We start from the raw sequence: 14,408 nt of genomic DNA, 5'->3' as shown, positions 1-14,408 counted from the left end.
CAGAGGCCCGTCCGGGTATACCCCCCGTCAGCCGGGCCGCCGGCCCTCTCCGTCACCGTCTTCCGCCGCCTGGCCTGTCACTGTGCGGTACAGCGCCTCATACTGGGGCACGACCCGCTCGGCGCAGAAGTGCGTCCGCACCCACTCCACCGCGGCCGCGCTGAGGCGCGCGTGCAGCCGCCCGTCCTCCAGGATCTGCAGCGCCCGCTCCGCCATGGTCTCCACGTCGCCCACCCGGCAGAGAAACCCGGTCTCCCCCTCCGCCACCACCTCCGGCAGGCCGCCGGTGCGGCTGACCACCACAGGTACGCCGCAGGCCATGGCCTCCAGCGCCGCGAGGCCGAAGGACTCCTGCTCGCTGGGCAGCAGGAACAGGTCCGCCGCCGACAGCAGCGGCGCCACCTCCTCCTGGTTGCCCAGCACCAGGACGCGGTCCCGGACCCCCAGCCGCGCCGCCAGGCTGAGCGTGGGCGCCAGTTCGGGCCCCTCCCCCACCAGGATCAGCCGGCTGGGCAGCCGGCGCGCCACCCGGGCGAAGACCTCGACCACATCCCAGGGCCGCTTGACCCGGCGGAAGTTGGACATGTGCATCAGCAGCCGCTCCCCTTCCGGCGCCAGCCGCCGGCGGAGCTCCCCGGCCTCCTGCCGCCTCCACCGGGCGCAGTCCAGGAAGTTGGGGATGACCCGCACCGGCCGGTCGACGGGCAGCAGCGTGACCGTGTCCGTCCGCAGGGACTCGGACACGGCCGTCACCTCATCCGAGCGGTTGATGGAGAAGGCGATGATCTCCGTGAAGGACGGGTCCGCGCCCATGAGCGTGATGTCCGTGCCGTGCAGCGTCGTGACCACCCTGGGGCCGCCGGCTCCGATGATCTCCCGCGCCAGATAGGCCGCCGTCGCGTGGGGCACGGCATAATGGGCGTGGATGACGTCCAGCCCCGCGATCCGATGCACCTCCACCAGCTTGTTGGCCAGGGTCAGCACGTAGGGCGGCTCCTGGAAGAGGGGATAGGTCGGGGTCTCCACCTGGTGAAAGCGGATGCGCTCCTCAAACCGGTTCAGCCGGAAGGGAACGGCCGAGGAGACCAGGTGGACCTCGTGGCCGCGGCGGGCCAGCTGCGCCGCCAGCTCCGTGGCCACGATGCCGCTGCCGCCCACGCTGGGATAACAGACGATACCGATGCGCATGCGCCACGCCTCCGATTCACGGCGGGATGAGCGGGCTGCAGGGTTTGACCCCCGCACCGCTGAAATATGTAGGCGTACGACTCCGCGGAGGATATCCGGGAGGTCTCTGCATGAACCTCGAACAGTTCCTCGATCAGCTTCGCAGCGACCCGGCCATCGGGCCCAACATCGTCCACTGGCAGACGCTGCCGCCGGCTCCCGCCCAATACGCGGACTGGCCGGCGGCGCTCGATCCGCGCCTCGTCGCCGCCCTGAAGGAGCGGGGCATCCACCGGCTGTACACCCACCAGGCAGAGGCCATCGCGGCCGCCCTGGCCGGCCAGAACACGGTGGTGGTGACCCCCACCGCCTCCGGCAAGTCCATGTGCTACAACCTGCCGGTGCTCAACACGATCCTGCACGAGCCCGCAGCCCGGGCGCTGTACCTCTTCCCCACCAAGGCCCTGGCTCAGGACCAGGTGGCGGAGGTGAAGTCGCTGGCCGACCGGCTGGGGGCGGAGATCAAGTCCTACGTGTACGACGGCGACACCCCGCCCCAGGTGCGCCAGGTCTGCCGCCAGGCGGGCCATATCGTCATCACCAACCCCGACATGCTGCACACCGGGGTACTGCCGCACCACACCAAGTGGGTGAAGCTCTTCGAGAACCTGCGGTACGTGGTCATCGACGAACTGCACCAGTACCGCGGGGTCTTCGGCTCGCACCTCGCCAACCTGATGCGCCGGCTGCGCCGCATCTGTGATTTCTACGGCAGCCGGCCCGTCTTCCTCTGTTCCTCCGCCACCATCGCCAACCCGCAGGAGCTGGCCGAGCGGCTCATCGAGCAGCCCGTCCGGCTGATCGACCAGAACGGCGCGCCCCGCGGCGAGAAGCACTTCATCTTCCTCAACCCGCCGGCGGTCGGCCGGGACGGCGTCCGGGAGCCGGTGGTCAAGGCCTCCGCCCGGGTGGCGGGCAAGCTGCTGCAGAACGACATCCAGACCATCGTCTTCGCCCGGAGCCGGAACAACGTGGAGGTGCTCACCACCTACCTGAAGGAGCGGGTCGGCCCCAACAAGGCCCACCGGGTGATGGGCTACCGGGGCGGCTACCGGCCCCTGGAGCGGCGCCAGATCGAGGCCGGTCTGCGGGAGGGCAGGATCCTCGGCGTCGTCTCCACGAATGCGTTGGAGCTGGGCATCGACATCGGCCAGCTGGAGGCCTGCGTGATGACGGGCTACCCCGGCACGGTGGCGTCGGCCTGGCAGCAGGCGGGCCGGGCCGGGCGGCGGGCCTCCACCTCCCTCACGGTGCTGGTGGGATCGGCCTCCCCGCTGGACCAGTACATCATGGAACACCCCGAGTTCTTCTTTGAGCGTGCCCCGGAGCAGGCCCTGATCAACCCCGACAACCTCCTGATCCTCGTCAGCCACCTGAAGTGCGCCGCCTTCGAGCTGCCCTTCCTGGAAGGCGAGAAGTTCGGGGTGGAGACCACCGGGGAGATCCTGGACTACCTGGAGGAGGAAGGAATCCTCCGCAAGGTCGGCGGCAAGTACCACTGGTCTGCCGAGAACTTCCCGGCGGAAAGCATCAGCCTGCGCAGCGTCGACGCGGAGAACGTGGTCATCATCGACCAGTCCGTGCCGGGCCAGACTCGCGTTCTCGGCGAGATCGATCAGTTGGGTGCGATGACCATGGTCCACACCAACGCGATCTACCTGCACCAGGCGGAACAGTATCACGTGGACCGGCTGGACTGGGACGAGAAGAAGGCATACGTGCACAAGGTCGACGTGGAGTACTACACCGACGCCAACCTGGCCGTCACCATCAAGCCGCTGGACGTGCTGAAGGAAAAGGAGGAACTCGGCCTGCGGGTCCGCTTCGGCGAGGTGATGACGGCCGCGAAGGCGACGATCTTTAAAAAGATCCGGCTGCACACCCACGAGAACCTGGGCTGGGGTGAGATCCACCTGCCCGAGTACCAGATGCACACTGCGGCCTACTGGCTTTCGCTGCCCGAGTCCATGTGCGAGGGGTTCACGCAGGACGAACTGCAGTCGGCCCTCGCCGGCCTCGGCCATCTCCTCCGGGGGCTGGCGCCGCTGTTCCTGATGTGCGACCCGGCCGACCTGCGGTCGGTGATCCAGGTGCGCTCCCCCTTCGAGGAGGCGCCGACCATCTACCTCTACGACGCCTACCCGGCGGGAATCGGCCTCGGGGAGAAGTGCTACGACCTGCATGCCGAGCTCCTCGCCACCGCCTATGAGCGGGTCCGCGCCTGCGGCTGCGAGCGCGGCTGCCCCGCCTGCGTCGGCCCCGCGGCGGAGACGGGCAACCTCACAGGCGCCAAGGCCGGGGTGATCAGGATCCTGGAGCGGGCCCTGGCGCACCGCAACCTGCAGTGATTCCCCCTGCGGCGGACGGCTGCCGCGCCTCCGGACACCACCGCCCGGTCACCGCAGGCGGCATACAGGCGCCCGCCGCGGATTCCCGCAACTCCACACCGCCACCCTGGAGGCGACAGCCATGACGGTCCAGCGGGTGACCATCGAGTACTGCACGGTATGACGGTTTGATGAGCGGGCCGCCAGGCTGGCGGCGGAACTGCGCACCCAGTTCCCGGATGCGGCCGTCGAACTCGTCCCCTCCAGGGGAGGCGTGTTCGAGATCGTGGCGGACGGGAGGCTGGTCTTTTCCAAGAAACGGCTGCGCCGGTTCCCCGAACCGGGCGAGGTGCAGCAGTTGATCCGGTCCTGATCACACGGGAGGAATGCGGAGTGAACGTGCGCGAGCGGCTGCGGCTGCTGAAGGCGGCCGGGGCCGCCCGGGCCGCCGCGGAAAGGGCGGCCTCTCCGGCGGCTCCCGCGTCACAGGCGAGCTCCGGTGACCCCACCCGGGCCCCGGCCGGGGCGCCCTCCGCCCTCCAGCCGGCTTCGCTCTGCCCCGGGCTGGAGGGCCACCTGGTGGCCACGGAAGCCGGGCCTGCGTTCCGGCTGGAACGGCGCTATCCCCTGGATTTCCGCCGGGGGCCGCTGCCCCTGGGATGGCCGCTGCAGCTGCCCGCCACGGTCTGGCCGCTGGTGGGGCGGGTGCCGCCTGCCTTCGACCCGCGGCGCGCCGCCTTCGTCGACACCGAGACCACGGGGCTGGCCGGCGGCACCGGCACCTACGCCTTCCTGGTCGGGGTGGGCTTCTACCAGGGGGACGAGTTCGTCGTGCGGCAGTACTTCCTGCGGGACTTCCCCGAGGAGGAGGCCATGCTCGCCGCCATCGCCGCCGACCTCGCGCCGTGCACGTGCCTGGTCTCCTTCAACGGCAAGTCCTTTGACTGGCCGCTGCTGGAGACCCGGTTCCGCCTGGCCCGCCGCAGGCCGCCGCTCGGCGGGGCGCCGCACCTCGACCTGCTCCACCCGGCCCGGCGGCTCTGGAGCGCCCGGCTCGACGGATGTACGTTGCAGGACCTGGAGCGGGCCATCCTGGGCGTCGTCCGCACAGGGGACGTGCCGGGTTCCCGCATTCCGGCCCTCTATTTCGATTACCTGCGTTCCGGCGACGCCTCCGCCCTGGTCCAGGTGGTGGAACACAACCGGTTGGACATCCTCTCCCTGGCCTCGCTGGCGGGCTGGATGGGCCAGATGGCCGCTGACCCGCTGGGGCCCACGCCCGACGGCGAACTGCTCTGCGGAGACGACCTCTATCACCTGGGGCGCCTGTTTGAGGCGCGGGGACAGCTGGCCGAGGCCCTCACGTGTTACGAGGCTGCCCGGCAACGGGGCATCGCGGCGGTCTCCGAGACCGCCCTGCTCCGCCGCCTCTCCTTCGCGTACAAGCGGGCCCGGGCGCACCCGCAGGCGGTGGCCATCTGGGAGCAGATGATCGCCTCCGGCGGTCTGACGCTCTTTCCGTACATCGAACTGGCCAAGTACCACGAGCACGTCACCCGCCGGTACGATCTGGCGGAGAGCCTGACCGTCCGGGCGCTGGAGGTGGTCGACCGGCGCCGGTCGCTGGGCGGTGCCGGAGCCCAGCGCGAGTACCAGGAGGTGCAACACCGGCTCCGGCGGCTTCGCCGCAAGCGCACGGGCCAGTCTTCATAACGCAGGGCCCCCCGGACATACTCTTGTCCGGGGGGTTGTACCATGCTCTTCATCGACCGCGCATGGCTGGTGCGCCGGGCCGTCGTGGTGGCCACGCTCTGCCTGGCGCTGTTCACGATCTCGTTTCTGCGGAGCCCCGCATTCCAACCGACTGCGGCAACGGCCTGGCAGGCCGACCGGCCGCTCACACGGGCCGACTCGCCCGACGACCGGGTGGCCCTGACCTTCGACGTCACGTGGCAGAAACAGGAGCTCGCCAAGATCCTGGACATCCTGGACCAGGCCGGGGTGAAGGCCACCTTCTTCGTGGGCGGCACGTTCCTGCAGCTGTATCCGGACATGGTCAAGGAAATCGCCCGCCGCGGCCACGAGGTCGGCACGCTGGGCCAGCAGATCCGTGACCTCTCGGGGATGCCGGAAAACGAAATCGTCTCCAACCTGCTGGGCAGCCAGTCCGCCCTGGCCAAGATCCTGGGCGGCCCCGTACGGTACTTCCGCCCGCCGAGCGGCAAGGCCCCGCCGGAGGTGCTGCGCGCTGCCCACCAGGCCAGGCTGGTCACGGTCACTTACGCCCTGGATGGCCAGGACCACCTCGGGCTGACGGCCGACCAGATCGTCCGGCGGGTGGTGCGGAAGGCCCAGCGGGGCGACATCATCCGGCTGACGGCCTCCGACTTCGTCACCGAGACGGCGGAGGCGCTGCCGCGCATCCTCGAGGGGCTGCAGCGGCGGGGCTTCAAGCTGGTCCGGATTTCCGACCTGGTGCCTGCGGACGACGGGTAGGCCCTGCGCCTAATCCCTTCCGTCACCTGGCGGCAGCAGGTCCTCCTCGACGTCGATGGTTCGGCCTTCCACGTCGATGAAGTCGTCGGCCCTTCGTGCATGAGCCCGCTGGTGCACCCGCACAGCGCCAAAGCGGATGGTGCGGCCCAACGGGTGCTCCTCCACGTGTATGCGATCCCGGAACCACGGCAGGCGCGCCAGCACCGGGGCCGCGAGGTAGGCCACCACGCCCAGGCCCGCCAGGGCCAGGACCGCGGCCAGAAGGATCCCCACGAACGGCAGCACGACGGTCACCAGCAGGAAAATGCCGACGGCCACGGCGATGACGGCCAGCAGACTGCGCATCCCCATCCCCCTTCCGGGCGGGCCCGTGGGCGGGCCCGGTGTCATGACCAGAATTCACCGTACACAAGACCGCGCCCTTCTGCAAGGGGCGCGGTCAAAGCATGACGTGCATGAAAGGCTGAGGTCGGCAGTCTCGGGGATCTATCGTGCCCGACTAGTCGCCGGGCTCGTACGGGCACGACGGATCCTGCGCCAGGGGGAAGCCATAGGCCTCGTAGGCGCGGGCCCGACAGCCGCCGCAGGCGCCCCGGTACCCGCACTCGCCGCACTTTCCCCCCAGGAGGTCCCGGTCGCGCAGCTGCCGCAGCAGGAGGGCGTGCTCCCAGATCTCCTGGAACCGTTGCTGAAGCACGTGGCCCACCGGCAGGGGCAGGTGGCGGCACGGCTGGACCTGCCCGTCGTGTGCGATGAAGCAGCCCTGGGTCGCCGCCGAACACCCGCCGCCGACCACCGCGTGCGCCTGCTCCCGCTGCCGCTCCACCACCGCCGCCCCGCCCTGCTGCCGCAGCACCCGGTGGAACTGTGGGGCGCACGTCGCCTGCACCGCCACCGTGGTCCGCTCGAAGCTGGCGCTCAGCCAGCCCAGCAACGCCTCCATCTCCTCCGGCGACAGCCGCTCGTCCCTCTCCAGCCGGATCCCGCAGCCTGCGGGCATCCGCGCGCAGAGGTGGACACCGGCGGCCCCCTCCTGCTCGGCCAGCCGCAGCATCGCCGGAACCTGGTCCCGGTTGTGGACGCCGATGGTGAACTTCAGGTGAAACGGCAGGCCAACCGCCTTCAGGTGGGCGATGCCGCGCCACGCGGCGGCCCAGGCGCCCGGGATGCCCCGGAATTCGTCGTGGGTCTCCGCCGTTGCGCCGTCCAGCGCCACGTGGACCGCGGCCACGCCACACGTCCTCAGGAACGCGGCCGCCTCGGCCGTGATCATGGTCGCGTTGGTCTCCAGCACAACGACAGCGCCGTGCCGGCTGGCGTGGGCGGCGATGGTGAACAGATCCGGCCGCTTCAGCGGCTCCCCGCCCGTGAAGACGAACGTCGGCCGGGCCACGGAGGCGATGTCCTCGATCACCCGGACCACCTGATCGGTGGACAGGTCCTTCCCGGTCGGCGCAGGACAGGTCACCGTGCGGCAGTGCCGGCACGTGAGGTTGCAGGCCCGGGTCAACTCCCAGACGACGCGGCGGGGCCTGGCTCCGGACTGTGGCTTCTCCTCGACGGCCACCGGCGCTGTGCCGGCGTACGGCCCCTCGCTCCTGGCACCTGGCATGCGGCCCACCCCCCGGACTGCCCTACACAAACATTCTAATGTATATTGGCATGCTCCGTACCCGCCAACGGTACAGAGTTTCATGGGGCGAAGGGGCTATTCGTAACCGTCCCATCATAAAGCGCGCACGGTCTGCGCGTGGCGCGAGCCCTTGCGCGAGCCGGATTCCACGGGCAGGTGCCCGTCGCAGGCGCCTTCGGGGCAGTCTCAAACCGTGTGCAAGAGAGCCCGGGAAGCCATCGAGACCACAGTTCCGCGGCGCCAAGACTTCGGGGCAGGCGATACCTCGGGCCGGCGGCGGCGCGCTTCACCGCTGCACGGATCCACCGCCGCCCAGGTAAGCCTCCTTCACGGCGGGATGGTTCCGCAGCTCCTTCGCCGGCCCTTCCAGCACCACCCGACCCGTCTCCAGCACATACGCCCGATGGGCGATCGACAGGGCCATGGCGGCGTTCTGCTCCACCAGCAGAACCGTCGTGCCCGCCCGGTTCAGCGCGACGATGATGGCGAAGATCTCCTCCACCAGGCGCGGGGAAAGGCCCATCGAGGGCTCATCCAGGAGCAGCAGCCTGGGCCGGAGCATGAGCGCACGCCCCAGGGCCAGCATCTGCTGCTCCCCGCCGGAGAGCGTCGCCGCGGACTGCCGCCGTCGCTCCCGCAGCCGCGGGAACCGCTCGAACACCGCCTCCAGGTCCTCCCGGAACCGCCTGGGATCGGCGATATAGGCGCCCAGCTCCAGGTTCTCCTGCACGGTCATGTCCGTGAAGATCTTCCGTCCCTCGGGCACGTGGCCGATGCCCAGCGCGACGATCCGATGCGCCGGGATTCGGGTGATGTCGTGCCCCTCAAACAGGATTTGCCCCGATCGGGCCCGCACCAGTCCCGAGACCGCCCGCAGGGTAGTCGACTTGCCGGCGCCGTTGGCGCCGATCAGGGTGACGATCTCCCCTTCCGCCACCGTGAGCGAGATGCCGTGCAGGGCCTCGATGTTCCCGTAGGCGACCCGCAGGTCCCGGACCTCCAGCATTACACCACCCCCCTGCCCAGGTAGGCCTCCAGCACCCGCGGGTTCTGCTGGATCTCCGTCGGCTTGCCCCGGGCGATGACCTCGCCGAAGTCCAGCACCACCAGTCGCTGGCAGAGGTTCATCACCAGCCCCATCTGGTGCTCGATCAGCAGCACGGTCAGACCAAACTCCGCCGCAACCCCCCGGATCAGCTCCACCAGAGCGTCCACCTCCGTCGGGTTCATGCCGGCGGCGGGCTCGTCCAGGAGCAGAACCTTCGGGTGGGTGGCGAGGGCCCGGGCGATTTCCAGCCGCCGCTGGGCGCCGTACGGAAGCGATCCAGCCCGGTCATGGCGCCGGTCGGCCAGGTTCATCCGCTCCAGCAGCGCCAGGGCCTCGTCCCGCATGGCCTGCTCCCTCCCGGCGAAGCGCGGCGTGTGCAGCAGGGCGTCCAGGAGGCCGTAGCCGCAGCGCGGATGCATCGCCGCCAGCACGTTGTCCAGCACAGACATCTCCCGGAACAGCCGGATGTTCTGGAAGGTGCGGGCGATGCCCAGCTGCGTGATGCGCCAGGGGCGCAGCCCGTTCAAGACCCGGCCCTCCAGCAGAACCTCGCCCTCGGTGGGTGGGAAGACGCCCGTGATGACGTTGAACACCGTGGTCTTGCCGGCTCCGTTGGGACCGATCAGCCCCACCACCTCGCCCGGCTCCAGCACCAGGTCCAGGTGGCCCAGCGCCCGCAGGCCGCCGAAGTGGCGGGAGACGTTCCGGCACTCAAGCAGCGCCACGGCCCGCACCCCCTCTCGCGGCCGCACGCCCCAGGACGCCGTCCAGGCTGATCTCCCGGCCGCCCATGAGCCCCTGGGGCCGCAGGATCATCAGGACGATCAGCACCAGAGCGTAGACGACTCCCCGCCAGTCCAGGAACTGCTGGCCGAGCACGCCGCGCAGCGCCTCCAGCAGGAAAACCCAGCCAATCGCCGTCACGACGGTGCCCGTCAGCGACCCGAGCCCGCCCAGCACCACCACCAGCAGCACGTCGAAGGACTTCAGGAAGTCGAAGCTGCTGGGGTGCAGGAAGCTGTAAAGATGAGCGTAGAGCCCGCCGGCCAGCCCGGCCATCGCACAGCCCACGACGAAGGCCAGCGTCTTGAACTGCGTGGTGTCCAAGCCCATGATGTCTGCCGCGACCTCGTCCTCCCGCACCGCGATGCAGCTCCGTCCATGGCTCGAGCGGACGAGGTTCCGGGCGAGCCAGACGCTGAGCACGGCGAGCCAGAAGACCCAGTGGAACGTGGTGAGCCGCGGGATCCCGGCCATCCCCCGCGCGCCGCCCAGGACGGGCGACAGCTTGTCGGCGTTGTCCAGGAGGACCTTCACGATGATGCCGAAGCCCAACGTCGCGATGCCGAGGTAATCCGACCGCAGCCGCAGGATCGGCAGGCCGATCAACAGGGCAACCAGGCCGGCCGTCGCCGCACCGGCGGCCAGGGCCAGGGCGAAGGTCAGCGTGTTCCCCCCGAAGGCGCGGGTGACAAAGGCCGCAACGTAGGCGCCGAGGCCATAGAATGCGGCGTGGCCCAGGGAGAACTGGCCGGCAAAGCCGTAGATGAGGCTGAGGCCCACCGCCTGGATGGTGGTGATGAGGGCCAGGTCCATGATCTGGCCCCAGTAGATGCCGATGAACCCCGCCTGCCGGAGCCAGGCCAGCCCCAGGTAGAGGACCGCCGCCGCGGCCGCGGGAGCAAATGCCTGTTTGCGCACGGGTGCCACCTCCCTACACCTTTTCCGGGGCGGTCTTGCCCAGCAGACCGGTGGGACGGAGCAGCAAGACCAGAATCAGCAGCGCGAAGGCGATGGCGTCCCGGAAGTCGGTGGTGACGTAGGCCGCCGTCAGCACCTCCACCTGCCCCATGACGAGCGCCCCGAGCAGCGCGCCGGGGATCGAGCCGATGCCGCCGAGCACGGCCGCGGTGAACGCCTTGAGGCCGGGCATGATCCCCATGAACGGGTGGATCTGCGGATAGGCCACGGCGAACAGGGCCCCGGCTGCTGCCGCCAGCGCCGAGCCCAGCGCGAAGGTGCAGGCGATGATCCGGTCCACGTCGATGCCCATCAGCCGGGCAGCGTCCGTGTCCTGGGCAACGGCCCGCATGGCCTTGCCCACCCGGGTGCGGTAGACCACGAACTGCAGGGAGGCCACCAGCACCAGCACGGTGACCAGCACCAGGAGCTGCACGTTGGTGACCGTGATCCCGCCCAGCTCCCAGCGGCGGTCGGGCAGTACCCGGGGAACGTTCCGGTAGTCCGAGCCGAAGACGAAGTTGAGGCTGGTGAAGTACTCGATGAACAGCGAAACGCCGATGGCCGTGATCAGGGCCGCGATGCGGGGCGCGCCCCGTGCACGGAGGGGCCGGTAGGCCAGCCGCTCGATGCCCACGCCGAGCACGGCACAGCCGGCCATGGAAACCAGCACCGCGACCGGCCAGGGCAGTCCCCAGGACGTGAACCCGAAGTAGGCCAGGAACGCGCCGACCATGAAGACGTCGCCGTGAGCGAAGTTGATGAGCTTGATGATGCCGTAGACCATCGTGTAGCCGACGGCGATGAGGGCGTAGACAAAGCCCAGCTGCAGCCCGTTCAGCGTCTGTTCCAACAGGTGTTCCATCGGTTCGCTCGCCCCCTTGCCGGAAGACGTGACCAGGGCCAGCCGTCAGAGACTGGCCCTGGCCCCGCGAAGGCTAGTCCACGTTGGTGATGTACTTGTAGCTGCCGTCGGCCTGCACTTGCAGCAGCGCGGCGGACTTGATCGGATTGCCCCACTCGTCGAAGGAGAGCTGGCCGCCCACGGCAGGGAAGTCCTGGGTGGACTGCAGGGCCGCGCGAAGGGCTTCCCCGTCGGTGCTGCCGGCCCGCTCGATGGCGCCCAGGAGCAGCTTGGCTGCATCGTAGCCCAGGGCGGCGAAGGAATCGGGCCGCTCGCCGTAGCGCTCCTGGAACCTGGTGGCGAACTGCTGCACGGCCTCACGCTGGTCCTGCTCCGAGTAGTGGGCGGTGACGTAGCCGCCGGCCAGCGTGGCGGAGTCCAGGTCGGGGGAGTCCCAGCCGTCGCCGCCCAGCATCGGCACGTTGATGCCCTTGTCCTTGGCCGCCTTGGCGATCAGCGAGACCCGGCCGTAGTAGTCCGGCAGATAGAGCACATCCGGCTTCAGCGCGGCGACGTTGGTCATGATGGCGGAGAAGTCGGTGTCCTCGCTGCTGTAAGACTGCCAGGCGACGACCTCGCCGCCGTTGGCTTCAAAGGTCTCCCGGAAGGCCTCGGCCAGCCCGATGGTGTAGTCGTTGCCCTTGTCGTAGAAGACCGCAGCCCGCTTCAGGCCCAGCTCCCGGCTGGCGAAGTTCGCGGCCGCCTGTCCCTGGAACGGGTCGATGAAGCAGGCCCGAAACACGAACGGCTTCCGCTTGCCGTCGTCGTTCACGGTCACCTTGGGCGCCGTGGCGGTGGCCGTGATCATCGGGACCTTGTACGTCTCCGCGATCGCGCTCACCGCGATGGCCGACCCCGAGGTCACCGGGCCGATGATGGCCGCGACGCGGTCCTGGGTCATCATCTTCGTGGCCAGGTTGACCGCCTCGGTGGAGTCGCTGCGGTCGTCACCGGCGATCAGCTCCACGGTCAGGTCGCCGACCTTGTAGCCCGCCTCTTCCAGTGCCAGTTCCACGCCGCGCTTGGCCGACTCACCGTAGGTCTTGTTGGCTCCGGAGAGCGGTCCGATCCAGCCGATCTTCACGGTCTCGGCGCCCGCTCCGGATCGGCCGGCGGGGGATCTGCCACCGCAAGCCGCAAGCGCAAACAGCGAAGCCACCAGGAAACCCGCCAGGATCCGTTTCACGTGTGTTGCCCCTCCTCAATCTGCGCCGGGTGGTCGATTATTAATGTTCTCGATATTACGTCACCCGGACAGTTAGGTATTGAGGAGCCCTTATTCTCCGCAGGAGGCCAAACTCCTTTCACCATGTACAGATGTTTTGAGGTGAAGTGGCTTTTCGGATGGGAACTGACCCGCGCCGGTGGGCGCCCTGCGGCCCCACGGCCAGTGCAGACGCGCAAAGGCGGCACGCCCCGCATCAGCGGGCGCGCCGCCTCTCATCCTATCGCTTCGGTGGGTTGACCCACGGATCTCCGATCCGCTACTGGCCGGCCTGCGAGCCCGACGGTTCCAGCAGCTGTGCGACGACCGGTGGCAGCTGGAAGGCGGCCCGATGGACGGCCGGTGTATACCAGCGGGTGGGCCAGGCGGGGGTACGGACCCCCTCCCGCAAGGGGCTGTGCCGCTTGGAGCCCAGCATGAAGCAGTGCAGTCCGCTGGGATACGTGGGCACCACCGCCAGGTAGGGCATGGTGATCGGGAAGATCGCGGACACCACGCCGTACACGTCGCGGATCAGGGACTGATGGAAGAACGGCGAGAGCACCTGGCAGACGAACAGCCCGTCTGCCTTCAGGGCCCGGAACACGTTCTTGTAGAACGCCTGGTTGAACAGCCCCTTGGCGGGCCCCACGGGATCGGACGAATCGACGATGATCACGTCGTACTCGTCGGCGTGGTCGGCGACCCAGGCGATGCCGTCGCCCACCACCAGGTTGACCTTGGGGTGATCCATGCCGCAGGCGATTTCGGGCAGGTGCTTCCGGCACGCCTCGATGACCGCCCGATCGATCTCCACCATGTCCACCTTCTGCACCGACTCATGGCGGCAGACCTCGCGGGCCGTGCCCCCGTCGCCGCCGCCGATGATCAGGACCCGCTCGGGGTGCGGATGCGTGAACAGGGGTACGTGGGCGATCATCTCATGGTAGATGAACTCATCGCCCACGGTGGTCTGCACCGCGTCGTCCAGCACCAGCGCCCGGCCGAAATCCTCCAGCTCGAGCACCTGCAGCTTCTGGTACGGCGTCTGCTCCTCGTGGAGCACCTCCCGGACCCGCCACCGGGTCTGGTAGCTGGGGGTCTGTTCCTCGATCAGCCAATCGCCACGATTCATTCCCATCCTCCTCTGATCCACCAACCACGGGGTCGGTTCCCGAGTTGCAACGCTTTGGTTCTATGCACGGATATATTCTATCAAAACCAATCCAGCATGTCACGTCTCCGCCAACCCCTGGGGCCAGCGGCGGGTTGGCGATGCGGCCCCGGTCCCCGTCAGCGCTTGCGGATGTGGCTGACCAGGTGCCGGATCTCCGGCAGGATCAGCCGCTCCGTCGCCAGGCGCACGGCGCCCTTGGACCCGGGCAGGCAGAACAGCATCACGCGCCCCACCGCCCCCGCGGCCGCCCGGGACATCACCGCCGCGGAGCCGATCTCCTGATAGGACAGCATGCGGAACAGCTCGCCGAAGCCCTCCAGCTCCTTCGAAAAGAGCGGACGGCAGGCCTCGATGGTGACGTCGCGGGGAGTCATGCCCGTACCGCCGTTCACCACGACAAAGTCCACCCGCTCCGCGAAGCGCACCACCGCGCTCCGGATGGCCTCCACCTCGTCCGGCACGATGGCGTACGCCTCCACCCGGTGACCGGCTCCGGTCAGCAATTCCCGCAGCAACTGGCCGGACTCGTCCGTCTCCGCGGTCCGGGTGTCGCTCACCGTCACGATGCCGGCCGTAAGCTGGCCGACCGCCCGGGCCGCCTCCTCCTTGTGATCGTGCACTCCCACGGGCCCTCAACTCCTTCGCGCCGCCG

Annotated in this window: 14 protein-coding genes; 4 read left to right on the top strand and 10 right to left on the bottom strand. The window is 69.2% G+C overall.

Annotated elements, in window-relative coordinates:
* Positions 1-27 precede the first annotated feature (27 nt).
* Positions 28-1,188, bottom strand: coding sequence for an N-acetyl-alpha-D-glucosaminyl L-malate synthase BshA (gene bshA / locus STH_RS08190; RefSeq protein ID WP_011195753.1), 1,161 nt, complete (start codon positions 1,186-1,188; stop codon positions 28-30).
* Positions 1,189-1,298: 110 nt separating this feature from the next.
* On the opposite strand from bshA, the gene STH_RS08185 reads away from it, so the two are divergent.
* The 4 genes from STH_RS08185 (at position 1,299) to STH_RS08175 (ending at position 6,050) form a co-directional block, all read left to right on the top strand.
* Positions 1,299-3,575: a DEAD/DEAH box helicase gene (locus tag STH_RS08185; RefSeq protein ID WP_011195752.1), complete on the top strand. Its 2,277-nt coding sequence runs from the start codon at positions 1,299-1,301 to the stop codon at positions 3,573-3,575.
* 121 nt (positions 3,576-3,696) lie between these two features.
* Positions 3,697-3,927: a SelT/SelW/SelH family (seleno)protein gene (locus tag STH_RS17950; RefSeq protein WP_276324230.1), complete on the top strand. Its 231-nt coding sequence runs from the start codon at positions 3,697-3,699 to the stop codon at positions 3,925-3,927.
* Positions 3,928-3,947: 20 nt separating this feature from the next.
* Complete coding sequence (locus STH_RS08180; protein ID WP_050742177.1) at positions 3,948-5,267, top strand: ribonuclease H-like domain-containing protein; 1,320 nt, start codon at positions 3,948-3,950, stop codon at positions 5,265-5,267.
* A 42-nt stretch (positions 5,268-5,309) separates the two neighbouring features.
* Positions 5,310-6,050 (top strand): polysaccharide deacetylase family protein, encoded by a 741-nt coding sequence (locus tag STH_RS08175; RefSeq protein WP_011195750.1) that lies wholly within the window; start codon positions 5,310-5,312, stop codon positions 6,048-6,050.
* Positions 6,051-6,059: 9 nt separating this feature from the next.
* On the opposite strand, the gene STH_RS08170 is transcribed toward STH_RS08175, so the two are convergent.
* The 9 genes from STH_RS08170 to STH_RS08130 all read right to left on the bottom strand — a co-directional run bounded on the left by STH_RS08170 (position 6,060) and on the right by STH_RS08130 (position 14,382).
* Positions 6,060-6,395: a hypothetical protein gene (locus tag STH_RS08170; RefSeq protein ID WP_043713807.1), complete on the bottom strand. Its 336-nt coding sequence runs from the start codon at positions 6,393-6,395 to the stop codon at positions 6,060-6,062.
* A 154-nt stretch (positions 6,396-6,549) separates the two neighbouring features.
* On the bottom strand, positions 6,550-7,662 hold the full coding sequence (locus STH_RS08165) for a radical SAM/SPASM domain-containing protein (RefSeq protein WP_043713806.1): 1,113 nt from the start codon (positions 7,660-7,662) through the stop codon (positions 6,550-6,552).
* Between the two features lie 307 nt (positions 7,663-7,969).
* Positions 7,970-8,689 carry an ABC transporter ATP-binding protein gene (locus STH_RS08160; RefSeq protein ID WP_011195747.1) on the bottom strand — a complete coding sequence of 240 codons (720 nt, stop codon included), beginning with the start codon at positions 8,687-8,689 and terminating at the stop codon, positions 7,970-7,972.
* Positions 8,689-9,456, bottom strand: a complete 768-nt coding sequence (locus tag STH_RS08155; protein WP_043713805.1) for an ABC transporter ATP-binding protein — start codon at positions 9,454-9,456, stop codon at positions 8,689-8,691. Before STH_RS08155 ends, STH_RS08160 begins: the two co-directional genes overlap by 1 nt.
* Positions 9,443-10,432, bottom strand: a complete 990-nt coding sequence (locus STH_RS08150) for a branched-chain amino acid ABC transporter permease (RefSeq protein ID WP_043713804.1) — start codon at positions 10,430-10,432, stop codon at positions 9,443-9,445. Before STH_RS08150 ends, STH_RS08155 begins: the two co-directional genes overlap by 14 nt.
* A gap of 13 nt (positions 10,433-10,445) precedes the next feature.
* A complete protein-coding gene (locus tag STH_RS08145) occupies positions 10,446-11,336 on the bottom strand; it encodes a branched-chain amino acid ABC transporter permease (RefSeq protein ID WP_011195744.1) in 891 nt (296 codons plus the stop codon).
* A 73-nt stretch (positions 11,337-11,409) separates the two neighbouring features.
* Positions 11,410-12,561 carry an ABC transporter substrate-binding protein gene (locus tag STH_RS08140; RefSeq protein ID WP_043713803.1) on the bottom strand — a complete coding sequence of 384 codons (1,152 nt, stop codon included), beginning with the start codon at positions 12,559-12,561 and terminating at the stop codon, positions 11,410-11,412.
* 298 nt (positions 12,562-12,859) lie between these two features.
* Complete coding sequence (gene speE, locus STH_RS08135; protein ID WP_011195742.1) at positions 12,860-13,714, bottom strand: polyamine aminopropyltransferase; 855 nt, start codon at positions 13,712-13,714, stop codon at positions 12,860-12,862.
* 158 nt (positions 13,715-13,872) lie between these two features.
* Positions 13,873-14,382: a MogA/MoaB family molybdenum cofactor biosynthesis protein gene (locus STH_RS08130; RefSeq protein WP_011195741.1), complete on the bottom strand. Its 510-nt coding sequence runs from the start codon at positions 14,380-14,382 to the stop codon at positions 13,873-13,875.
* Positions 14,383-14,408 lie beyond the last annotated feature (26 nt).

The organism is Symbiobacterium thermophilum IAM 14863, assembly GCF_000009905.1.
Taxonomy (GTDB): domain Bacteria; phylum Bacillota; class Sulfobacillia; order Symbiobacteriales; family Symbiobacteriaceae; genus Symbiobacterium; species Symbiobacterium thermophilum.
This window is presented reverse-complemented; position numbering and strand designations above follow the sequence as displayed.

What these genes read in the sequence shown, in the direction of transcription:
- bshA (WP_011195753.1), bottom strand. Translation starts at nt 1,188, where the DNA reads ATGCGCATCGGTATCGTCTGTTATCCCAGCGTGGGCGGCAGCGGCATC.
- STH_RS08185 (WP_011195752.1), top strand. Translation starts at nt 1,299, where the DNA reads ATGAACCTCGAACAGTTCCTCGATCAGCTTCGCAGCGACCCGGCCATC.
- STH_RS08175 (WP_011195750.1), top strand. Translation starts at nt 5,310, where the DNA reads ATGCTCTTCATCGACCGCGCATGGCTGGTGCGCCGGGCCGTCGTGGTG.
- STH_RS08170 (WP_043713807.1), bottom strand. Translation starts at nt 6,395, where the DNA reads ATGCGCAGTCTGCTGGCCGTCATCGCCGTGGCCGTCGGCATTTTCCTG.
- STH_RS08165 (WP_043713806.1), bottom strand. Translation starts at nt 7,662, where the DNA reads ATGCCAGGTGCCAGGAGCGAGGGGCCGTACGCCGGCACAGCGCCGGTG.
- STH_RS08160 (WP_011195747.1), bottom strand. Translation starts at nt 8,689, where the DNA reads ATGCTGGAGGTCCGGGACCTGCGGGTCGCCTACGGGAACATCGAGGCC.
- STH_RS08145 (WP_011195744.1), bottom strand. Translation starts at nt 11,336, where the DNA reads ATGGAACACCTGTTGGAACAGACGCTGAACGGGCTGCAGCTGGGCTTT.
- speE (WP_011195742.1), bottom strand. Translation starts at nt 13,714, where the DNA reads ATGAATCGTGGCGATTGGCTGATCGAGGAACAGACCCCCAGCTACCAG.